15 protein-coding genes and 1 pseudogene are annotated in these 21,507 nt (G+C 73.9%); 8 read left to right on the top strand and 8 right to left on the bottom strand.

Annotated features, from left to right (window positions below; translation table 11 throughout):
- Window positions 1–18 precede the first annotated feature (18 nt).
- Window positions 19–1,737: a ricin-type beta-trefoil lectin domain protein gene (locus tag AB0K51_RS14190; RefSeq protein ID WP_363454142.1), complete on the bottom strand. Its 1,719-nt coding sequence runs from the start codon at window positions 1,735–1,737 to the stop codon at window positions 19–21.
- A 328-nt stretch (window positions 1,738–2,065) separates the two neighbouring features.
- Between AB0K51_RS14190 and AB0K51_RS14185 the strand changes: the two are divergent.
- From AB0K51_RS14185 to AB0K51_RS14175, 3 genes and pseudogenes are all read left to right on the top strand, one after another.
- Window positions 2,066–2,752 (top strand): annotated as a pseudogene (locus tag AB0K51_RS14185) (ROK family protein); the annotation flags it as partial.
- A gap of 379 nt (window positions 2,753–3,131) precedes the next feature.
- Window positions 3,132–3,584 (top strand): ATP-binding protein, encoded by a 453-nt coding sequence (locus AB0K51_RS14180; protein WP_363454140.1) that lies wholly within the window; start codon window positions 3,132–3,134, stop codon window positions 3,582–3,584.
- 79 nt (window positions 3,585–3,663) lie between these two features.
- Complete coding sequence (locus AB0K51_RS14175) at window positions 3,664–6,540, top strand: AAA family ATPase (RefSeq protein WP_363454138.1); 2,877 nt, start codon at window positions 3,664–3,666, stop codon at window positions 6,538–6,540.
- Window positions 6,541–6,767: 227 nt separating this feature from the next.
- Here the strand turns inward: AB0K51_RS14175 and AB0K51_RS14170 are convergent, their stop codons facing one another.
- Window positions 6,768–7,835 (bottom strand): LacI family DNA-binding transcriptional regulator, encoded by a 1,068-nt coding sequence (locus tag AB0K51_RS14170; RefSeq protein ID WP_363454136.1) that lies wholly within the window; start codon window positions 7,833–7,835, stop codon window positions 6,768–6,770.
- A 131-nt stretch (window positions 7,836–7,966) separates the two neighbouring features.
- Here AB0K51_RS14170 and AB0K51_RS14165 point away from each other — a divergent pair, with 131 nt between their 5' ends.
- Window positions 7,967–8,170, top strand: a complete 204-nt coding sequence (locus AB0K51_RS14165; protein WP_363454134.1) for a hypothetical protein — start codon at window positions 7,967–7,969, stop codon at window positions 8,168–8,170.
- Window positions 8,171–8,244: 74 nt separating this feature from the next.
- On the opposite strand, the gene AB0K51_RS14160 is transcribed toward AB0K51_RS14165, so the two are convergent.
- The 4 genes from AB0K51_RS14160 to AB0K51_RS14145 all read right to left on the bottom strand — a co-directional run bounded on the left by AB0K51_RS14160 (window position 8,245) and on the right by AB0K51_RS14145 (window position 12,498).
- Window positions 8,245–9,225: a hydroxyacid dehydrogenase gene (locus AB0K51_RS14160; protein ID WP_363454224.1), complete on the bottom strand. Its 981-nt coding sequence runs from the start codon at window positions 9,223–9,225 to the stop codon at window positions 8,245–8,247.
- Window positions 9,226–9,347: 122 nt separating this feature from the next.
- Window positions 9,348–10,208 (bottom strand): carbohydrate ABC transporter permease, encoded by an 861-nt coding sequence (locus AB0K51_RS14155; protein ID WP_363454132.1) that lies wholly within the window; start codon window positions 10,206–10,208, stop codon window positions 9,348–9,350.
- Window positions 10,205–11,068, bottom strand: coding sequence for a sugar ABC transporter permease (locus tag AB0K51_RS14150; protein WP_363454222.1), 864 nt, complete (start codon window positions 11,066–11,068; stop codon window positions 10,205–10,207). Before AB0K51_RS14150 ends, AB0K51_RS14155 begins: the two co-directional genes overlap by 4 nt.
- 80 nt (window positions 11,069–11,148) lie before the next feature.
- Window positions 11,149–12,498 (bottom strand): sugar ABC transporter substrate-binding protein, encoded by a 1,350-nt coding sequence (locus tag AB0K51_RS14145; RefSeq protein WP_363454130.1) that lies wholly within the window; start codon window positions 12,496–12,498, stop codon window positions 11,149–11,151.
- A 265-nt stretch (window positions 12,499–12,763) separates the two neighbouring features.
- Here AB0K51_RS14145 and AB0K51_RS14140 point away from each other — a divergent pair, with 265 nt between their 5' ends.
- Complete coding sequence (locus AB0K51_RS14140) at window positions 12,764–14,719, top strand: DUF2264 domain-containing protein (RefSeq protein WP_363454128.1); 1,956 nt, start codon at window positions 12,764–12,766, stop codon at window positions 14,717–14,719.
- Window positions 14,720–14,721: 2 nt separating this feature from the next.
- Complete coding sequence (locus AB0K51_RS14135) at window positions 14,722–15,501, top strand: TIM barrel protein (protein ID WP_363454126.1); 780 nt, start codon at window positions 14,722–14,724, stop codon at window positions 15,499–15,501.
- Window positions 15,502–15,511: 10 nt separating this feature from the next.
- Here the strand turns inward: AB0K51_RS14135 and AB0K51_RS14130 are convergent, their stop codons facing one another.
- The gene (locus tag AB0K51_RS14130; protein WP_363454124.1) at window positions 15,512–16,588 is read right to left on the bottom strand and encodes a LacI family DNA-binding transcriptional regulator; all 1,077 of its coding nucleotides are present in this window, start codon (window positions 16,586–16,588) and stop codon (window positions 15,512–15,514) included.
- Window positions 16,589–16,686: 98 nt separating this feature from the next.
- Window positions 16,687–19,590, bottom strand: coding sequence for a polysaccharide lyase family 8 super-sandwich domain-containing protein (locus tag AB0K51_RS14125; protein ID WP_363454122.1), 2,904 nt, complete (start codon window positions 19,588–19,590; stop codon window positions 16,687–16,689).
- 185 nt (window positions 19,591–19,775) lie between these two features.
- Between AB0K51_RS14125 and AB0K51_RS14120 the strand changes: the two genes are divergently transcribed.
- The gene (locus AB0K51_RS14120) at window positions 19,776–20,852 is read left to right on the top strand and encodes a LacI family DNA-binding transcriptional regulator (protein WP_363454120.1); all 1,077 of its coding nucleotides are present in this window, start codon (window positions 19,776–19,778) and stop codon (window positions 20,850–20,852) included.
- Between the two features lie 210 nt (window positions 20,853–21,062).
- Window positions 21,063–21,485, top strand: coding sequence for an ATP-binding protein (locus AB0K51_RS14115; protein ID WP_363454118.1), 423 nt, complete (start codon window positions 21,063–21,065; stop codon window positions 21,483–21,485).
- Window positions 21,486–21,507: the final 22 nt, after the last annotated feature.

The following is a 21,507-nucleotide window of genomic DNA, read 5'->3' as shown; positions in this document are numbered from 1 at the left end:
CTCGCGCGCGGGTCTCGCTTACGGGCTGGGGGGAGTGGTGAAGGGGGCGCTCCAGGTCTGGTTGGGCTGGTAGGTGCCGCAGGTGTAGGTGGCGACGGCGGCGCTGCGCTGGTCGAGGACCCCGCCGGCGATGTCGGCGCACTGGCCGTTGGCCTTGAGTTGGCCGGCCCGGGTGTAGGTCCAGAGCTGCTTCGCGTCGGTGCCGTCGCAGGTGCGCAGCTTCAGGCCGGTGCTCTCGCCGGAGAGGCAGAGCGAGGGGGCGGCCAGCGAGCTGATCTGGCCGTTCGCCTGGCGCTGCCACTGCTGGTTGCTGCCGCTCTGGCAGTCCCACAGGCCGACGGTGGTGCCGTTGGTGGCGCCGTTGTAGGCGTCGAGGCAGAAGGCGTACGCCTGGAAGCCGGGCTGGGCGGCCTGGATCTGGCCGGTGGCCTGCGCCGCGCCGCAACTGCCGGGCGCGATGGTGTACATGGCGTTGTCGTGGGCCGCGATGGTGGTGGTGATCGACCCGGTCACCTGGGCGCTGGTGTGGGCCCACAGGTCCTTGGCGGTGCGGGCGCAGCCGGTGTTGGCGAAGCCCACGCGGCTGAGGTCGAGGGTGTAGGTGGTGGGGGTGGCGTTCTTGTTGAGCACGACCACGGCGCGGGAGCCGTCGGCGAGCGGCTTGACGACGACCTCGGTGCCGGAGGTCGTGGCGGCGCCGTCGCGGGCGGCGAGGTAGCCGCCGGCGGTGGTGTCCTGGTCGACGGCGATGATGTCGGCGTTCTTCAGGATGCCGAGCTGGGGCGCGTAGGTGGCCGGGTCGGCGGCCATCTTGCGGACGTCGGTGCTGATCATCAGCGGCGAGCCCATCGCGGACCACAGCGCGAACTGGCTGCGCTGCTCGGCGAGGGTGAGCTGGTTGTTGTCACCGATCAGCAGCATGTCGGCGTCGTTGTGGTTGCCGGCGCCGTTGTAGCGGGCGAGGGCCACGGTGTCGGTGAAGTTCTGCAGCACACCGCCCTCGTAGTAGTCCGAGCCGTGCTGCCAGTCCCAGCCGGAGGCCATCGGCGTGGCGTTGTGCCAGACCGCGATGTCGGGGCTGTCGCGCCACATCTGCCCGAGGCCGCGGACCCAGTCCATGGTGCGGTACTTCTCCGCGGAGCTCGGGCCGTACCCGGCCGGCGCGGACTCGTTGAAGAGGATCTTGCGGGAGGTGTTCGCCGTGGCCGTCTTCAGCGCGTTCGCCGTGGCGGTGAACTCCTGCTGGCGGTTGCTCGTCGTGGTGCCGCAGTTGTCCAGCTTCAGCGAGTCGACGCCCCAGTACGCGAGCGAGTTGGCGTCGACCTGCTCGTGGCCCATGATGCCGCCGGGCACGCCCTGACAGGTGTTCACCCCGGACGTGCTGTACACGCCGACGTCCATGCCCTGGCCGTGGACGTAGTTCGCGTAGTCGGTGAGCTCCCAGTCGAACCCGGGCTGGCTGCTGCCGTTCCAGGCGGCGGCGCCGTGCAGGTAGCCGGCGGAGGTCCGCTGCATCCAGCAGTCGTCGACGGTGAGGTTGGTGTATCCGGCGGAGACCAGGCCGGTGTCCTTCATGGCCTTCGCCTGGTCCTCCATGAACTGCTGGAAGGAGTAGCCGTCCCGGGTGCCGTCCAGCCGCGCCTGCGGCGTGCAGGTGAAACGGGCCCAGTTGTTGAACCCCATCATCGGCTTGGTGCCGACCGGGGTGCTGGTGTTGGCCGCGAGGGTGTCGGCCACGGCAGGCGTGCCCGCGGTGACTGCCAGACCGGCCGTCAGGAAAGCCGCCGAACAGATTCCGAGTACACGGTGGTGCCATCTCATGCGATGCTCCTAGGCATGCAATGCGTGATTGAACTTGACTCGTAATGGCTGGAATCAAGCATGTTCGAGCAAGAGTGGACAGGTCCGGTGTCCGCGTCAAGACCTGCGGCACACCCGGCGGATTTCGAGGCGACACCGCGTGACCACATCGGATCGGGTGATCGTGAGTGACCACCGCCTTCCGGCGTCCGCCGGTCGCGTCATCGCCCTGGACGTGGGCGGCACCGAGATCAAGGCCGGTGTGATGGCCGCCGACGGTTCGCTGGTCCACACCGAACGGCACCCCACCCGCGCCGACTTGGGCCCGGAGGCCGTGGTCGAGACGGTCCTCGCCCACGCCCGCGACCTCGCCGACCGGTTCGCGCCGGTCGCGGCGGGCATCGTGGTGCCGGGCATCGTCGACGAGGCGGCGGGCACGGCCGTGCACGCCGCGAACCTCGGCTGGCGCGACGTTCCGGTACGCGACTGGCTGGCCGAGCAGGTCGACGTCCCGGTGGCCTTCGGGCACGACGTGCGGGCCGGCGGGTTCGCCGAGGCCAGGATCGGCGCGGGCCGGGGCTGCCGCTCCTCGCTCTTCGTCCCGGTCGGCACCGGCGTCGCCGCCGCCCTGGTGCTCGACGCCAAGGTCCACGCGGGCGCGCGGCGGTCCGCCGGGGAACTCGGCCACCTGGTGGTCCGCCCGGGCGGCGATCCGTGCGCCTGCGGCGGCCGCGGCTGCGTCGAGACCCTCGCCTCGGCCGCGGCCGTCGCCCGCCGCTACCGCCACGCCACCGGCGAGGCCGGGGTGGGCGCCGACGAGGTCCAGCGGCGCGCGCAGGCCGGCGACACCGTCGCCGCCCGGATCTGGGCGGACGCGATCGACGCCCTCGCCGACGGCCTCGGCGCCGCGATCCGCCTCCTCGACCCCGAGCGGATCGTCATCGGCGGCGGGCTGGCCCGCGCCGGGGACCCGTACCTCGTCCCGCTGCGCGCCGCCGTGGCCGAGCGGCTTGGCCTTCGGCGCCCCGCCGATGATCGTCCCGGCCCGCCTCGGCCGCCTGGCCGGGTGCCTCGGCGCGGCGCTGCTCGCCTGGGACCTCGTCCTCCCCGGGCCGCGAGCCCGTCGGCCCGTCGCGAGGCTTGCCGGGCGGGCGGTCCGGTGACTCCCACCGGCACCCGCCACGCCGCGCACCGGCCCTCCCGGCGGCCGCCTCGCCGCGGGTCGGGGCGGGGAGGAATGGGTACCCGCATCGTCCGGGGTCCGCATGGTTTCTCCGGGTCCGGTCCCGGAGGGTGTGGGAGAGGTACCGTCCAGCCCCCAGGGAGTCCCGATGCCCACCGCCGACACCTGCCACCAGTCGACGACCCGCGCAGGCCGCCCGGCCGACAGTGCCGCCGCCTGCGTGGTTCCCGCGGAGGCCCGCTCGGTGCCGGGGATGCGGCGCTTCGCCCGGACCGTGGCACGGCACTGGCGGCTGCCGGAGAGCGTCACGGACGCCGCGGCACTGATCGTCACCGAGCTGGCGACCAACGCCGTGCGGCACAGCGCGAGCCCCGACGTGGCCGTGCTGATCGGCCTCCGCCCGCACACGCTGACCATCGAGGTCCGGGACCGCGGCCAGTGGCGCGCGGCGCCCGCGTCGACCGTCCTCGACAGCGGCGGCGGCGCCCTGGCCGGGCGCGGCCTGGCACTGGTCAACGCGTACTCGACCGGCTGCATGCTGTGGTGCGACCCGGACGGCACGCGAGCGGTGGCGAAGGTCCCGGTGCCGCACCCCGGGTGACGCGCCGACCGCCTGCGGCGACGCTGCTTGCCGCCCCCAGGGGCCGGCCCTACCGTGGTCACGCAAGGACGGTGGTCACGTGACGCGCGCGCTCGACGGCGGGACGGCTGATCCCGGCGGGCGGTTCCGGTTCGTCGGCCGCGGCCGCGAGTCGGGGCTGCTGCTGGCGGCGGTGCGGCATCCGCCGGCCGTGGTGCTGGTGGAAGGGGAGGCGGGGGTCGGCAAGTCCCGGCTGATCCGGGAGGCCGCCGCGGTGCTCGCCCGCAACGGCCACCAGGTGCTGACCGGGTTCTGCCACCCCCTGCGGGAACCCCTGCCGTACGGGCCGGTCGTGGACGCCCTGCGCCGGGCCGACCTCCAGCGGGCCGAGAGCCCGCTCCCGCCGACCGCCGGCGCGCTCGCCCCGCTGCTGCCCGACCTCGCCGACCGGCTCCCGCCGCCGCCCTCCCAGCCGCTGGACGCCTCCGCGCAGCGTTTCCGCCTGGTGCAGGCGGTGCGCTCGCTCCTCGGGGCACTCGGACCGACCGCGCTGGTGGTCGAGGACCTGCACTGGGTGGACGAGGCGACCCGCGACCTGCTCCTGCTGCTGGCGCGCGACCTGCCCCCGCAGCTCAGCCTGGTGCTGACCTACCGGGCCGAGGACCTCCCGCCGAAGAGCGCCGTCCTCGGCGCCGCCTACCGCCACCCGCCCGGCACCAGCGGCACCGTCATCCGGCTCGGCCCGCTCGCCGAGCCCGACATCCAGGAACTGGCGGTCGCCGCCATGGGACCCGACGCCACCGCGCACCTGGGCACGGCCCTGTACCAGCGCAGCGAGGGGCTGCCGCTGGTGGCGGAGGAGGACCTGATCACCCTCGCCGAACACGGCCGCACCCACGGGTACGCGGACGCCGCCGCCCGCCTCCAGGACGCGGACGTGCCGCGCGGTCTCAGCGAGGCGGTCACCGAGCGCCTCGGCATGCTGTCCCGCGAGGCCGGGGCGGTCGCCGAGGCCGCCGCGGTGCTGGCGGTACCCGCCGACGAGGACCTGCTGGCCACGATCGCCCGGCTGGACGCGCCCGACGGCGCCCGGGCGCTGATCGAACTGCTCCAGGCGTCCGTGCTGCGCGAGGCCGACGACGGCCGGTACGTGTTCCGGCACGTCCTCGCCCAGCAGGTCGCCTACGGGCACATCCCCGCACCCGCGCGGGTCCGCCTGCACCGGCGCGCCGTGGCGGCCCTGCAGGCCCGCACACCCCCGCGGCTGGTGCAGATCGCGCACCACACCCAGGCCGCCGGCGACCGCGAGGCGTGGCTCGTGCGCGCCCAGGACGCGGCCGAGCAGGCCGTGTCGGTCGGTGACACCGGCACCGCCGCGACCCTGCTCCACCAACTCCTCGAAGAGCCCCGGCTGGCCGGCGAGCAGCGCTCCCGCGCGGCTCTGGCGCTGGCCGGGATCGCCGCCAACGGCGTCGACTTCGCCACCAACGCCCGCCTGCTGCGCCGCCTGCTCGCCGACCCCCAGCTCCCGGTGGAGATCCGCGGCGAGATCCGCCTCGCCCACGGCCTGCTGCTGCTGAACGAGGCCGACGACCTGGCCGGATTCCGCGAGGTCGCCCGGGCCGCGGACGAGCTCCGGGCCCGCCCGGAACGCGCCGCCCGGGCGCTGCTGGCCCTGGCCTTCGACGAGCGGAAGGGCGTCGAGCACGGCCTGCACTGGATCGAACGCGCCGAGGACACCGTCGGGGACAGCCCGGACCAGGCGGTGAAGGCGGCCGTCCGGGCCTCCCGGCTGACGCTGCTGACCTGGCTGGCAGACCAGGACGTGTGGGCGCTGGCCGAGCAGCTGCCCCGGCACGCGGACGACCCCGAGGTGGTCCGGCAGACCGCGCGGGCCCTGCACAACATCGCGGACGCCGCGATCGAACTCGGCCACGACCGGCGGGCGACGGCCCTGATGACCGAGGCCCAGGGCCTGGCCGTACGGGCCGGCAGCCCGCTCGTCGCGTGCTACGCGCGGGTCGCCCTGCTGCGGCTGGCCGCGCTGGCGGGGGACTGGGAGGGCATCGACGAACGCTTCGACGCGCTGATCGACGAGTTCCCCGGCATCGCCGTCCCGCACACCGAGCGCGCACTGGTGACCGGGTTCCTCGCCGCCGCCCGCGGGCAGCGGGCGGCGGCGCTGGAGCAGTTCGGCAGCGCCGCGGAGGCGGGGGAGCGGCAGCTCGCGGTGAGCGTCGCCCTGCGGGCCGCCGCCGGCCTGGGCGCCGTTCACCTCGCCCAGGGCTCGCCGGCCCGGGCCTGGGCGGTCGCCGCGCCGGCGGTGGACCTGCTGCGGCGGGCCGGGACCTGGGCCAAGTCGCCCGGCCTGGTGCCGGTCGCCGTCGAGGCTGCGCTGGCCTGCGACGAGCGGGCGGCCGCCGAACAGCTGGCCGGCGAGGTCGAGCGCGCCGTCGGCGGGCGGGACAGCCCGGCCGCCGCCGCCGACCTGGAGCTCGCCCTCGGCCTGCTGGCCGAGCACGCCGAGCCGGACGCCGCGGTCGGGCACTACGCCGCCGCCGCCCGGAGGTGGCAGGCGATCGGACGCCCGTACGAGCGGGCCCGGGCGGTGGAACGGCAGGGCGTCGCCCTGCGCGGCGCCGACCCGGCCGCGGCCTCCGCGCTGGTCACCGAGGCGCTGACGGCGTTCGCGGAGCTCGGCGCCACCGCCGACGCCGCGCGCTGCGAACACGGCCTGCGCGAGCTCGGTCTGGCCCGGCCCGCACCCGGCCGCCGCGGCTACGGCGGCGACCTCTCGCCGCGGGAGCACCAGGTCGCCGAGCTGCTCGCCGGGGGAGCCACCAACCAGCAGATCGCCGACGCGCTGTTCCTGTCGCCGCGCACCGTCGAGCACCACGTCGCCAAGGTGCTCAGGAAGCTCGGTACCACCCGCAAGCGCGTGGGGCGGGCCTACGAGGAGCTGCGCCAGGACCACTGACGCTCAGATCAAATGACCACTTGATGTTCAAATGAAGCTCGAATGTTGACTTGATCCGATCCTGATCCGTAGATTGTCGGGTGTGGCGGACGCTCGCGCGCAAACGGGCCCATCCGCCGCGGTTCGGGGCCGATGGGCTGGGTCGGGAAGGTCCGGCACCCGGGCCGCCGACGGCCGGTGTCGGAAGCCCCCTCCTCCGACCGGCCGTCGGCCCACTCCGCGAGGCGTCACTGCTCGCGGGTGTCGCCTCCGCAGGAGGTCCGGATCTTGAGTCGGGGCAGCAGCCGCACGTGGTGGACCGGCAGGTCCGGACCGGTGGCGAGCCGTCGGAGCACCAGCTCCACGGCGGCCGCGCCCACCGCCCGCTTGGGCGGGGCGACCGCGGTGAGCGGCTGGGCCGCCAGGGCGGCGAACACGTCGTCGTAGGAGATCAGCGCGAGGTCGTCGGGCGCCCGCAGGCCGCGGGCGCGCAGCGCCGGAACCAGCTGGATCGCCTCGTGGTCGTTGTGCACCAGCACCGCGCGTACCCCGTCGGCGACCGCCTCGGCGATCCGCTCGGCCACGGCCTCGGTGTCCAGGCCCGGGCGGTGGATGTCGATCACCGGTCGGGGTTCGAGGTCCAGCAGGCGCACGGCCTCGGCGTAGCCGGCCCGCACCTGGTGGGCCGTCCAGCTGTCCTCGCGGGCCGCCAGCAGGACCGACTTGTGGTCGAGCGAGGCCAGGTGGCGCAGGGCGAGCAGGACGCCGTGGCGGTGGTCGGAGCCGACCGCGGGCAGGTCGGCCGCGGCGCTGCCGGGGGCGGCGAGCCGTTCCACCAGCACGGCCGGCACCGGCAGTTCGCGGATCCACGCCGCGTCCGCCGGGTCGCTGCCCGGGTGCCAGTTCGGGGTCAACAGCAGCCCGTCGACGCCGGCGTCGAGCAACTGGCCGACCTGGGCCCGGTCGTCCGCGGCCTCGTAGGAGGCGATGCCGAGCACCAGCCGGGCGCCGGTGGCCGCGGCCGCCGTGCGCGCCCCGTCGATCACCTCGTCGAAGTACGAGCCGACGGTGGGCACCAGCATGCCGATCACCCGGTCGCGTCCGACGGCGGCGCCGGGTGCGGCGTCGCCGAGCGGCAGGGAGACGGCCCCGTGCGAGCGGCGCAGCTGGCCGCTCTCGGCGAGCGCGGCGACGTCCCTGCGCACCGTCACCGGAGCCGTGTCGATCCGGGCCGCCAGCTCCAGCACGCGGACCGTGCCCAGTTCCCGGACCACTTCGAGGATCCGGGCGCGCCGCTGTTCGGCGGTGATGGTCATGGCTCCCCTTATCGCCGCCCGGGACGTCGGGCCGGACCTCGGTGGTGTGGTGCGCAAATAAGTATCACTCGGTCACGCGCTGATCGAAAGCACCGATGGTACGTGCGCCAATCGAGGCCCGTGGGTGAAGCGTGAGCGACGATCGCCGGAAACCCGCGCCCGGCGGCGCCGCGTATGTGAAGGTCGCCGACGAGCGGTACGTGGGCAGTGACTGGGCGCCCGGGTACTACATGGGCCAGTGCGCCGACAACGAGTACGTCGCCGGCGTCGCCTGCACCTGGAGGTGGCTGCACTACGGCGTCCCGGACGCGCTGCTCTGCCGCCCGCTGAGCTGACGGACCGACGACGGAGCGCCTACCACCCCTCGGGGCGGTAGGCGCTCAGGTGTTGACGGCGGGTCAGCGCGCCGTCAGGCGGTGCGGTGGATCTCCTGGGCCAGCACGGGGTGCGCGAAGGGCAGTCCGGCGGCGAACCGGGCGAGCTCGTCGACGGCGGCGGCCGCCATCCGGTGCAGTTCGGTGCCCATGGAGCCGGCGACGTGCGGGGTGAGCAGCACGTTCGGCAGGTCGTAGAGCGGCGAGTCCTCGGGCAGCACCTCGGGTGAGGTGACGTCCAGGACGGCGTGCAGACGCCCGGTGACCAGTTCGTCGACTAGTGCCTCCTGGTCGATCAGCGAGCCGCGCGAGGTGTTGATCACCGTGCCGCCGTCGGGCAGCAGGGCGAGCCGGCGGCGGTCGATCATGTGCCGGGTGGCGGGCAGCTCGGGCGCGTGGACGCTCACCACGTCGCTGAGCGTGCACAGTTCGTCGAGCTCCACCAGACGGGCGCCGAGCGCGGCGGCCTCGTCGGGCGCGAGGAAGGGGTCGTGCAGCAGCAGGTCCAGGTCGAACGGCCGGAGCAGTTCGAGCACCCGGCGGCCGATCTGGGAGGCGCCGACGACGCCGACGGTGCGGCGGTAGTTGCCGATCCGCGGGTAGGCGGCCTGCCAGTCGTGCCGGGCCCGCAGCTCGCGGTAGTCGGCGGCCAGCCGCAGCAGCTGCTTGTTGGCGAACAGGACGGCGGCGACGGTGTACTCGGCGACCGGCAGGGCGTTGGCCCAGGCGGCGGAGGTGACCTGGAGGCCGCGCTGCCAGCAGGCGTCGGTGACGTGGTGCTTGACCGAGCCCGCGGCGTGGATGACGGCGCGCAGCCGGGGTGCGGCCGCCAGGACCGCCTCGTCGAGGGGCGGGCAGCCCCAGCTGGTGACGAGGACGTCGGCGTCGGCCAGCGCGGCGGCGGCCGCGGGGGTGGTGAAGTCGTCGACCACCAGCGACGGGTCGAGGTCGGCGAGGCCGGTGAGCCGGGCCATCGCCGGAGCGTCGATCAGCTGCGGGGCGAGCTGCGGGTGCATGGCCAGCACGGCCCGCGGGCGGCGCCGCTCGGGGTCCGCCGGGGCGGCGGACCGGGCGGCTGCGGTGGACTGCTGGGGCACGCGATTCTCCGAGGGGTCTGCGAAGCCGGGGGCGGGCGAGGTCACTTGACGCTTCCCGCGGTGAGGCCGGCCTTCCAGTGCCGCTGCAGGGCGACGAAGGCGATGACGAGCGGGAGCACGGCGAGCAGTGACCCGGTGACGACCAGGGGGTAGAACTGCGGCTCGGCGTGGGTCTGGCTGTTCCAGGAGTAGAGGCCCAGGCTGACCGGGAAGAGCTTGGTGTCGGAGAGCATCACCAGCGGCAGGAAGAAGTTGTTCCAGATGGCGGTGAACTGGAACAGGAAGACGGTCACGAAGCCGGGCATGACCATCTTCAGACCGATCGACCAGAAGGTGCGCAGCTCCCCGGCGCCGTCCATCCGGGCGGCCTCCAGGACCTCGCCGGGCACGTAGCCGGCGACGAAGATCCGGGACAGGTACACGCCGAACGGGAACACCAGACTGGGCAGGAAGACGGCCCAGAAGGTGTTGACGATCCCCACCTCGGAGGCGAGCAGGTACATCGGCAGGGCCAGCGCGGTGGTGGGCACCAGGACGCCGACCAGGACCAGGCCGAAGAGCTTCTCCTTGCCGCGGAAGCGGTAGACCTCGAAGGCGTAGCCCGCGCAGACGCAGATGAACGCGCAGAGCAGGGCGCCGCCCCCGGCGTACAGCAGGGAGTTGAGGTACCAGCGCCAGTAGATGCCGCCGTCCGCGGTGGCCAGGTCGTGCAGGTTCTGGCCGAGGTGGAAGTTGCCCGGCGTGAGGGTGTTGCCGCCGAGCAGGTCGGGGGTGTTCTTGGCGGAGGCGGTGAGCAGCCAGCCGAGCGGGAGCAGGGTGTAGAGGGTGACCAGGACCAGGGCGCCGTTGACGGCGGCCTTGGAGAGCGCCCAGGGGCGGTGCTGCTTGGCGTGCGTGCTCATCGGGTGGCCTCCGTCCGGCGCGCGGAGCGGCCCCGGGTGGCCCGGGTGACGACGTAGGAGAGCAGCGCCGCGGCCAGGGCGAGCAGCACGGAGGCGGCTGCGGCCAGACCGTAGTCGTTGCGCTCGAAGGCGGCGGTGTAGGCGTACATGTTCGGGGTCCAGGTACTGGTGACGCCCGGGGAGGCGCCGCGGAGGATCACCGGTTCGGTGAAGAGCTGGAGCGAGCCGATGACGGTGAACAGGCCGACCATCGCGATCGACGCCTTGATCAGCGGGACCTTGATGCTGAACGCGGTGCGCAGGGCGCCGGCGCCGTCGACCACGGCCGCCTCCAGGACCTCGCGGGGGACGGCCTGCAGGGCGGCGAAGAAGATGATCATGTTGTAGCCGGTCCACTCCCAGACCGCCATGTTGACCACGGCGGGCAGCGGGTGGCCGAGCACGTCGAGCTGGGCTCCGGCGCCGCTCAGGGCGTCCAGCACCGGGCTGATGCCGGGCGTGTACAGGTACGTCCACACCAGGGCCGCGATGATGCCGGGGACGGCGTGCGGCAGGAACAGCGCGAGCTGGAAGAAGCGCTTGGCGCGGGCCAGCACCGAGTCCAGCAGCAGGGCCACCGCCAGCGACAGGCAGACCATCACCGGGATGTACAGCAGGCAGTACTGGGCGATGGTCAGGTAGCCGTCGCGGTACGCCGGGTCGCCCAGCGCGCGGCCGTAGTTGGCGAGTCCGGTGAAGACCGTCTCGGGCGCGCCGAAGCCGAGGCCCGAGCGGCGCTCGGTGAACAGGCTCAGGTACACCGCGTAGCCGATCGGGACCAGCGTCGCCGCGGTGAACAGGACGAAGAACGGGGCCAGCAGGAGGGCGGGGGCCCCGCCCCTCCCGCGCCGCCTGACGGTGGCGGCGCGGGAGGGGCCGGTGGTGCCGGTGGTGCGGTCGGTCACTGGGCGACCTTGAGTCCGCGGTTCTTGAGCTCGGCGATGGTGCCCTGCTGGGCGGCGTCGACCGCGGACTGGATGGTGCCGCCCTGGCCGAGCTTGCCGAACACGTCCTTCATGGCGTTGTTGGTCAGGCCCATGGTGGGGCCCCAGGTCCAGCCCGGCCGGATCGACTTGGAGGAGTCGACGAAGACCGAGTAGATGTCCTGCCCGCCGTAGAAGTCGGTGTTGAAGGCGGCCTTGGCGGACGGGATCAGCTCCGGGTCGGCCGGGAAGAGCGAGGAGGTGCCGGAGGCGATGCGCGCCTTGATGCCCTCGGGCGTGGTGGTGGCCCAGGTCGCGAACTCGACGGCGGCCTTGGCCTTCTTGCTGTTCTTCGAGACCGCGAAGACCGAGCCGCCGAGCATGCCGCTGGCCGGCTTGCCGTCCCAGCTCGGGATCGGGGCGACCGCCCACTTGCCGGAGGCGTCCGGGGTGGAGGCCAGGGTGGACTTCAGCACGCCGCCGCCCCAGGCCGCGCCGAGGTACGCGGCGGTCTCGCCCTTCTGCAGCGAGGCGGTCCACTGCTGGCTGAACGACGGCTGCACGCGGACCAGGTCGTCGGCGACCATCTGCTGCCAGTAGTCGGTGACCGACTTGGTCTGGCTGCTGTTGATGTCCACGCTCCAGGTGTCCTGCTGGCCGGTGAACCAGTGCGCGCCGGCCTGCCAGGACAGCGCCTCGAAGGTGCTCGGGTCGTCCGGGAAGAAGGTGCCGATCCGGGTGTTCGGGTTGGCGGCCTTCAGCTTCTGGGCGTCCGCGCGGTACTCGTCCCAGGTCTGCGGCGCGGTGGTGATGCCGGCCTTCTCGAACAGGTCCTTGCGGTAGAAGAGCGCCTGCGGGGCGGCGTCCAGCGGCAGCGCCCACTGCGCCTTGGCCAGCGTGGTCAGCTCGACGGCCTGCGGCAGGTACTTCGCCTTGAGGTCGGTGGAGACCAGCTTGGTGATGTCCTGGACGGCGCCCTGGCTGACGAAGTCCGGCAGCGCCGCGTACTCGACGTTGAACACGTCGGGGGCGTTGCCGGCCTTGGAGGCGTCGGAGATCTTCGCGTAACCGCCGGCCACACCGGACGGGATCTGCTCGAAGTTGACCTGGACGTCCTTGTGCGAGGCGTTGAACGCGTCGACGACCTCCTTGGTGCCCTTGGCCCAGCCCCAGAAGGTGATGGTGACCGGCTGGCCGTCGCTCGCCGGGGCGGCGTCCGAGCTGCCGCCGCTGCCGCAGGCCGCGAGCAGCGTGATCGAGAGCGCGGAGGCGGTGAGCGTGGCGGTCAGGCGGAGGGCTCTGCGGCCGGAGGTGCGAGAAGCAGACATGGCACGGCTCCTGTGGAGGGGGTCGGGGATGCCCGAGAGGGGGGCCGGATCGCTGAGCGAGGAAGGGGGATCAGCCCGGCGGTGTGGCCATCTTGCGACCGCATGGGATCGGAGTCAAGAGCCGAGGATCAAGTGATCTCAATCGATACGACTTCTGCGGGCCACTTTCTGGTAACGATCCTGGCATGAGGGGCGATGGGGCGGGTTGTGCCCATCATCATCAGATCATTCGCTCAAAAAATCTGGATGGTTGATCCGATTGGTCATGCGTTCAGCACCCCTGCCCGCGCTCCCGCCCGAGGACCGCGCCCTCAGCCCCCGCACCGGCTGGACCAGGTCGCACTGGGAGGCCGCCGCCGACGCGCTGCTGGCCGCCGTCCGACCGTTCGCCGGACCGGAGCACGCGCTCATCAATCTCCCCGGCCCCCGCCCCAGCATCTCCGGCACCCGCTCCGACGGACTGGAGGGCTACGCCAGGACCTTCCTGCTGGCCGCCTTCCGGATCGCCGGCGCCGGCGGCGACGACCCGCACGGCCTGCTCGCCCGCTACGCACAGGGACTCGACGCCGGCACCCGCACCCCCACCACCGACCGCGAGCTGACCGACCACGACCAGGTCTCCTGGCTCGCCATCGGCGATCGCAACCAGCCCATGGTCGAGGCCGCCTCCATCGCCCTCGCGCTGCGCCTGACCCGGCCCTGGCTCTGGGACCGGCTCGACGCCGAGGTGCGCGAGCGGGTCCGGGCCTGGCTGGCCGACGCCCTCCACCACACGCCGGTCGACAACAACTGGTGGCTGTTCCCCTTCACCGTCGGCGGCTTGCTGGCCGAGGCCGGCCTCGACGAGGACGGCGCCGCCGAGGCCGCCGTGCAGCGCGGACTCGCCAAGATCGAACAGTGGTACCGCGGCGACGGCTGGTACACCGACGGCCGCCCCCGCGCCTTCGACCACTACAACGGCTGGGCGTTCCACCTCTACCCCGTGCTGCACGCCCACCTGAGCGGCGACCGCGCCCTGCTCGACACCTACGGCCGCCGCCTCGCCGCCCACCTCGACGGCTACGCCCGCACCTTCGGCGCCGACGGCGCCCCGATGCACCAGGGCCGCTCGCTCACCTACCGCTTCGCCGCCGCCGCCCCGCTGTGGGCCGCGGCGCTGACCGGCCACAGCCCGCTCACCCCCGGCGCCACCCGCCGCCTCGCCTCCGGCGCCCTGCGCCACTTCCTCGACCGCGGCGCGACCGACCCGGACGGCCTGCTCTCGCTCGGCTGGTACGGCCCCTACCCGCCACTGGTCCAGCCCTACTCCGGGCCGGCCTCGCCGTACTGGGCCAGCAAGGGGTTCGTCGGACTCCTCCTGCCCCCGGACCACCCGGTGTGGACCGCGCCCGAGGAGGCCGCGCCGGTCGAGCGCGCCGACGCCGTCCACCCGCTGCCGCAGCCGGGCTGGCTGATCCAGTCCACCGCCGCCGACGGCCTGGTCCGCCTGCACAACCACGGCAGCGACGACCAGCCCGCCGACCAGGTGCTGGACGACGACCCGCTGTACGCCCGGCTCGGCTACTCCACCGCCACCGGGCCGCTGCCCGCCGGACGGCCCGACAACCACTTCGGCGTGGTCGTCGACGGGGAGCTCAGCGAGCGCGGCCGGATCCGGCCGCTCGGCGCCGGGCCGGGCTGGGCCGCCTCGGCCCACCACCCGCGGATCGCCGGCGCGGAGCTGCCCGGCGTGAGCGTCACCTCGCTGGTCCTCGCCCACGGCGCCGACGAGGTCCACGCCCACCTGGTCACCGGTGCCGCACCCGGCACCGAGGTCCGGCACAGCGGCTGGGCCGTGGCGGGCACCGCGGCCGAGACCTGGACCGACGGCCCGCTCGCCGGGGCGATGACGTGGACGGACGGCCCGCTCTCCGGGGCCGAGGCCGGCCGGCTCACCTCCGTCCTGCACCAGGTCGAGGGGTACACCGCCGCGGCGACCGTCCGCGTGCCGGCCGGCACCGCGTTCGGCCCGATCGGCGCACTGCCCGTGCTCACGGGCCGCACCGGCGTCGGACCGTCGCTGTTCCTCTCCGTCGCCCGCCTCTCCCGCTCGGCCGCCCACCCCTTCGACGGCCCCTCCGTGTCCACCGAGGGAACGCTGATCCGGGTGGTCTGGCCCGACGGCAGCACGCACGAGGCCTCGCTCGACCCGGACGGTCCCACCGTCCGCCGGAAGGACTGATCGTGCGACTCGCCTTTTCCACGCTCGGACTGCCCGGCCGCCCGCTCGCCGAGGTGATCCGGCTCGCCGACGAGCACGGCTGGACCGGACTCGAACTGCGCTGCGCCCCCGGCGAACCGGTCCACCCGGAGCTCAGCACCGCCGCCCGCGAACGGGCCCGCCGGACCCTCGACCGGGCAGGCCTCACCCCGCTCGCCGTGGCCGGCTACGTCGGGGTCGCCGCCCCCGGCGAGGACGGCCCGGTGGTCGCCGCCCTGCTCGACCAGCTCCAGCTGGCCGCCGACCTCGGCGCCGGCCACGTCCGGGTGTTCCCGAAGGGCGGCGAGGGGCTGCCCGCCGACGCCGACCAGCGCGCGGCCCGCCGCCTCGCCGCCGTCGCCGACCGCGCCGCGGCGCTGGGCGTGCGCGTCCTGGTGGAGACCCACGACTCCCACCGCGGCGGGCGCGACGTCGCCCGGCTGCTCGACCTCGTCGCCCACCCGGCGGTCGGCGCGCTGTGGGACCTGCTGCACACCCGGCTGGCCGGCGAGACCCCGTCCGCGACATGGGGCGCGCTGCGGCCCCACCTCGGCTACGTCCAGGTCAAGGACGTCCTCGGCCGCTCCGACCTCACGCCGGTGCCGCTCGGCGCGGGCAGCCTCCCGATCGGCGACTGCGTCCGGCTGCTGCCGTCCGACTGCTGGGTGTCCTGGGAGTACGAGGCGCCGTGGTACCCGGACGCCGCGCCGCTCGGCGGCCTGCTCGGCCCCGGGGCCGGGTACCTGCGGGCCCTGCGGAGCTGACCGCCGCGCCTCAGCGGGCGGCGCCGCTCCCGGCGGCGCCGCCGCAGGAGGTGCGGACCTTCAGCTCCGGCAGCAGGTCGACGTGGTGGACCGGCAGCTCGGGGCCGCTGTCCAGCCGGTGCAGCAGCAGGTCCAACGCCGCCGAGCCCACCGTCCGCTTCGGCGGGGCCACCGCCGTCAGCGGCGGTGCGGCGAGCGCCGCGAACACGTCGTCGTAGGAGACCACCGCCAGGTCGTCGGGCACCCGCAGGCCGCGCCCGCGCAGCAGCGGCACCAGCTGGATGGCGTCCTGGTCGTTGTGGACCAGCACCGCCCGCGCGCCGTCGGCCACGCCCTCGGCGATCCGGGCGGCGACCTGCTCCATGTCGCCGCCGGGCTGGCGGATGTCGACCACCGGGCGCGGCTCCAGGCCCAGCAGTTCCACCGCCTCCCGGTACCCGCTCCGGACGTGGTGGGCGGTCCAGGTGTCCGCCCGCGCGGCCAGCTGCACCGCGCGGTGGCCGAGCGAGGACAGGTGCCGCAGCGCCAGCAGCACGCCGTGGTGGTGGTCGGAGCCGACCGAGTCCAGCTCGGCGAAGGGGCTGTCGGGTGCCGCCCGGCGCTCCACCAGCACGGCGGGCACCCGCAGCTCCGACAGCCACGCGCTGTTCTCCGGCCGGCCCGCGGACGTCCAGTTCGGGGTGAGCAGCAGACCGTCGACGCCCGCGTCGAGCAGTTGCTCCACCTGGGCGGGGTCGTCCGAGGACTCGTAGGCGGAGATGCCGAGCACCAGCCGGGCGCCCGCCGCCGCCGCGGCGGAGCGGGCGCCGTCGATGATCTCGTCGAAGTACGAGCCGACGGTGGGCACCAGCATGCCCACCACCCGGCCGTGTCCGGCCGCCCGGCCCGGCGCGGCCTCCGTACGCGGGAGCGACACCGCACCGTGCGTGCGGCGCAGCAGCCCGGCGTCGGCCAGGGCCGCCACGTCCCGGCGGACGGTGACGGCGGCCAGGCCGATGCGGTCGGCCAGCTCCGCGACCCGCACCGTGCCGAGCTCGCGGACCACGTCCAGGATGCGCGCCCGGCGCTGCTCGGCCGTGATGGTCATGGCGTCACTCCCGTGGCTGGACCTGCGCTCTCGATTCGGATCAATTTGTATCATTCGATCCGCCGGAAGCCCAGGGCTCCGCATCGACCCGGCGGTCCTCAGCCGGTGACCACCTCCAGCCGGGGCGGGTTCGCGGAGTTCAGGCGGGTGTTGAGGACGGCCGCCAGACCCACCGCGCCGAGCGGCTGGAAGACCGCGAGCGAGGCGGTGCCGGTGCCGCCCGCGGAGGTCTGGGCGGCCGCGACCGCGGCGGTGACGTCGAGGGCGATCCAGTCGTAGCCGGTGGAGACCGGACCGCTGCCCTGCGCCGCGCCCAGCGCGGGTGCGGTGTTCCAGGTGACGCCGGTCTCGGTCCAGCCGTCCGAGGCGGTGGCGAAGGCCTGCAGGGTGGACAGGGCCCCGCCCGAGTCCTGCACGTTGCCGTACACCCACAGCACCGCCCGGGACACCGTGCCGCTGACGCCGGAGACGTCGAACTTGAGCAGCGACCGGCGGTTGTAGCCGTTGTTCGCGGCGTTGGTGTTCTTGACCACCATGGTGGTGGCGTTGCCGAAGTTGGTGTTGCCGTACGAGCCGTCCCGGACGTAGCTGCTCGCGGTGGCGCTCAGCTGGGCGGCGGTGGTGGAGGCCGGCGCGGTGCCCGAGGAGGAGACGGTGGCGGTGCGGCTCGCGCCCTGGGTGCCGCCGGTCTCGGCGAGCAACACGACCTGCCCGGCGGTGGTGAGCACCTGGACACCCGAGGCGGCGGTGACCGACTTGTAGGTGGAACGCGCGACGGTGACCTGGACGGTGGTGGCGGCCCGGGTCGGGTCGGAGATCGCGACGGTCATCGCACCCCCCTGCTCGCGGACCAGCACCGAGCACGGGCCCGAGGCGGTGAGCGGCCCGGCGCTGCCCGCGGCGAAGAAGTTGGCCATGGTCAGGCCGAGCGAGGGCACGCTGATCGCCTGCACCGTGGCGGTGTTGGCGAGGACGGTGACGTTCGGGTTCGCGGCGCGGGCGGCCGCGGTGGCCGCGGTGGCGCCGGGCATCAGCTGGTAGCTGTAGCTCGCGCCGGTCGGGTTGGTGCCGTGGTCGAACCACATCGAGAGGTAGTTGCGGGTGATCGCGGTCGTGGCGCTGCCGGTGTTGACGTCGGACCACGCGCCGGTGCGGGCCTCGCGCTTGACGTTGACGGTCCCGCCGCCCGGGAAGACCCAGGCGCCCATGCCGCCGATCGCCATGTACCCGGGATTGGTGAAGGTCTGGCTCCAGCCGAGGGTGGCCGGCTGGACCGTGCCGTCGACGGTGAACACCTGGTTGTTGTTCGGGCCGAGGTTGCGGCTGTCGACGGTGGTGCGGACGGCGGCCGCGTCGGTGCAGGTGATGCCGGCGCCCAGGCAGTGCACGGAGTCGTCCAGCAGGAACCAGGACTTCCTCCCGGTCAGGGTGGACTGCAGCCCCCGGACGTCCTGGCCGACCACGGAGTAGGTGCCGTCGGTGGCGCCGCCCGCCCAGGCGCTGTTCGGGTGGGAGGCGCCCCAGGCGCCGCCCGCGGCATCGGCGAGCGCGAGGGTGGAGACCGTGGTGCCGGGCAGCATGTACGGGTCGACGGTGGGCCAGAAGGCGTCCGAGTACTGGCCGTTGCCGTAGGTGTCGCCGTACCAGTAGAGCATCCCGCTGTTCTGGTGCCAGCCCTTGAGGTTCTCGCCGTTGCCGGTCTCGTAGAAGGTGGTGCGCGCGGAGCAGATGCTCAACTGGGCCGCCCAGGCGGGGCGGCGGTGGACCGCGCGGTCCATGCCGAACACCCGGCTGTTCACCGGCTCCGCGGCGGCGGTGACCGAGGAGTCGTTCAACAGGGCCTGGGCGCGGGCGAGTTCGGGGATCTCCACACCGGGGTTGTTCAGCAGCGGCTCGTAGTAGTCGCGCTGCAGCCAGCCCTTGACCGTCGACTTCCAGGCGGCGGACTGCGCGGGCGAGGCGAGCCCCGAGGTGGCCAGCCGCAGGATGTCGGAGACCACGCCGTGGCCGCGGGTGTGGTCGTCCTGCTGGAGCTGCAGCGGGTCGCTCTTCGAGATGCCGCGGCTGATCGCCCGGCCGCAGACGCCGTCCATCACCAGGCTGTTGAAGACGAAGGGCGCGAAGGCGGTGGTCACCGCCGTGTAGACGTTCTGCACACCGGGGTCGGTGATCGCCCAGGAGGTCCCCGCGAACAGGGTGAACAGCTTGCTCAGGCCGTTCAGCAGCACGTCGCCGTAGGTCCCGGCGTAGGGGATGTACGTGTGCTGGAGGAAGCTGCCGTCGGCGTAGAAGCCGTCGCCGGACAGCACGTACGGGAAGACCGGGGAGAGTGCCTGCTGGGCGGTGGTGAGCGAGGCCGAGCTCCTGCCGAGCACGCCGCGCAGCGCGATCGTCCGGCACAGGTCGACGCGGTTGGCGCCGGTGCTGGTGCCGGTGTAGGCGGCGACGGCGGAGGCGGGGACGAAGTGGTCGACCGCCGAGCAGTAGTTGGTGATCTGCGCGGCGGTGAGCTGCGGGTACATCAGCAGGCAGGTGTCCAGCAGGCGCTGCGGCGCGCCGATCTGCCAGTCCCACCAGTTGTTGTAGGTGGTCGTGGTGGGCGTGTACGCGTTGGCGTGCAACCAGTCCAGGCCGGTGGTGATCGCGGTGGCGAGTGCGGCGTTGCCGGTCAGCCCGGTGTTCGGCTGGGTGTGGGCCAACGCCATGGTGCGCAGCCGGACGTAACAGCTCGTCACATTGGCGGAGACGGTGCCGATCGGGAGGTCGGGCCAGAGCGAGCCGGTGGTGGGCGCCATCGAGCTCTGGAACGAGCCCGCCTGCGAGCCGAGCGTGGTCAGCGCGGCGGCGTACGGTGCGGCCGCCGGGTCGAAGCCGGTCCCGGTGAGCAGCTGGACCCAGGTGGCGCGCATCGCGTCGAAGGCGTCGGCGGCCCGGGCGAGGGAAGGGCGGAGCAGTTGGGAGCCCGCGGCCAGCGCGGCGGCCGCGACTCCGAGCTGGAGCACACGGCGCCTGCTCGGTGCGACAGGGGTGCTCCCGAGGCCAGAGGTGGGGTGGCCGATGTCCATAGGGCGTCCTCCTTGACGAGCCCCCCCGGGCGGAATAGCCAGGAGGGTAAGCGCTTTCCAGAGAGGGCGTCAACGCTTTCGACCGGGCTTGGTAAGCGCTTGCCGTCCGGTACGGTACGCAGATGGCGAGCAGTGGAGGATCGAGGAACGTCCCGCACCGCCCCGGCCGGGCCGTCACCCTGCAGCGGGTCGCCGACCACGCGGGCGTCTCGATCGCCACGGCGTCCCGGGTGCTCCACGGCGGAGGCGGACGCGCGGTGGGGGAGGAACTGCGCGCGCGGGTGCTGGCGGCCGCCGCCGAGCTGAACTACACCCCCAACGCGCCCGCCCAGGCGCTGGCCCGGGCGCGGACCTCGGTGGTCGGCCTGATCGTGCACGACATCGGCGACCCGTACTTCGCCGCGATCGCCACCGGTGTGATGAAGGCGGCGCGGGAGCACGACCTGATGGTGATGGTGGCGGCCACCTTCCGCGATCCGCGGCTGGAGCTGGAGTACCTGCGCCGGCTGCACGACCAGCGCGCCCGGGCGGTCCTGCTCTGCGGCAGCGGCTTCGCCGACCGGGAGTTCACCGGACGACTCGCCGAGAGCCTGGCCCGGTTCACCGGCGACGGCGGGCGGGTCGCCTGCATCGGCGACCACGGCGTCGAGGCGGACACCGTCGCGCCGGACAACCGCGGCGGCGCCGAGCGGGCGATCGCGCACCTGTGGGAGCTGGGGCACCGGCGGATCGGCGTGGTGGCGGGCCCGTCCGAACTGATCACCGTGCGACAGAGGTTGGCGGGAGTGCGGCGGGCGCTGGAGCAGCGGGGCCAGGTGCCGGACGCCGACTGCACCGTCGAGGCCGACTTCACCCGGGCGGGCGGCGGGGCGGCCGCGCGCGAACTGTTCGGCCGCCGACCGGACCTGACCGCCGTCCTCGCGCTCAACGACGGCATGGCGGTCGGTGCGCTGGCCGCGCTCCGGGACGATCTCGGCCGGTCCGTACCCGAGGAGGTGTCGGTGATCGGCTTCGACGACCTGCCGTGCGCGCTCGACGTCCGTCCGGCGCTCACCACGGTGCGGGTGCCGCTGGAACGGACGGGGGCGCGCGCCATGGACCTGATCCTGGCGGACGTCGCCGACGGCACGCCGCCGCGCACCGTCGACGTCGAGGTGGACCTGGTGGTGCGGGAGAGCACGGGCCCGGTACGGGGCTGACGGCGGACCGGGGATATCGCATGTGTTCATTTCGACCAAGTGATGAGCAAATGACCAGGATGCGTTGACTCGATCGTTCGGTCGACCTAGCGTGGGGACATGTCATAGCGCCGAGGAGTCCCCATGACCAGCATTGAGCAGGCATTCTCCCCCGCCCTTCCGCCCCGGGGATGCGGGTGCCGGGCCCGGGTCCGAGTGATCGGTTGCGTCATGGCGGCGGAGGCCTCCTCGGTCCCCGTCCTTCGGCGCTTCGCCGGCCGGGTGGTCCGGCAGTGGGGTCTGGCCGAGGCGGTCGAGGAGGCGGTCCGGCTCATCGTGACCGAGCTGGCCTCGAACGCGGTGCGGCACAGCGGCAGCGCCGACCTGGTCCTGCGGATCTCCGCGGGGAGCGGCCGACTCGTGCTGAACGTCCAGGACTTCGGCTGCTGGCGCCCCCCGCGGCCCGCCGGGCCCGAGGCCGCGGCGGAGCGCTGCTCGGGCCGGGGACTGGACCTGGTGAACGCCTTCGCGGCGCACTGCGAGGTCACGGCGACCGCCGCGGGGACCCTGGTCGCCGCCGAGCTCCCGCTCCCCGACCCGGACGGGCCGTGGTGCGGCGTCTGCCGCTGGGTGGTCGGCGGAGTGGCTGCTTAATTGATCGATACTGGATCGAATG

Origin of the sequence: Kitasatospora sp. NPDC049285, from assembly GCF_040678815.1 — a bacterium.
Classification (GTDB): Bacteria; Actinomycetota; Actinomycetes; order Streptomycetales; family Streptomycetaceae; genus Kitasatospora.
Note: the sequence above shows the minus strand (reverse complement) of the source record. Positions and strands in the feature narration are given on the sequence as shown.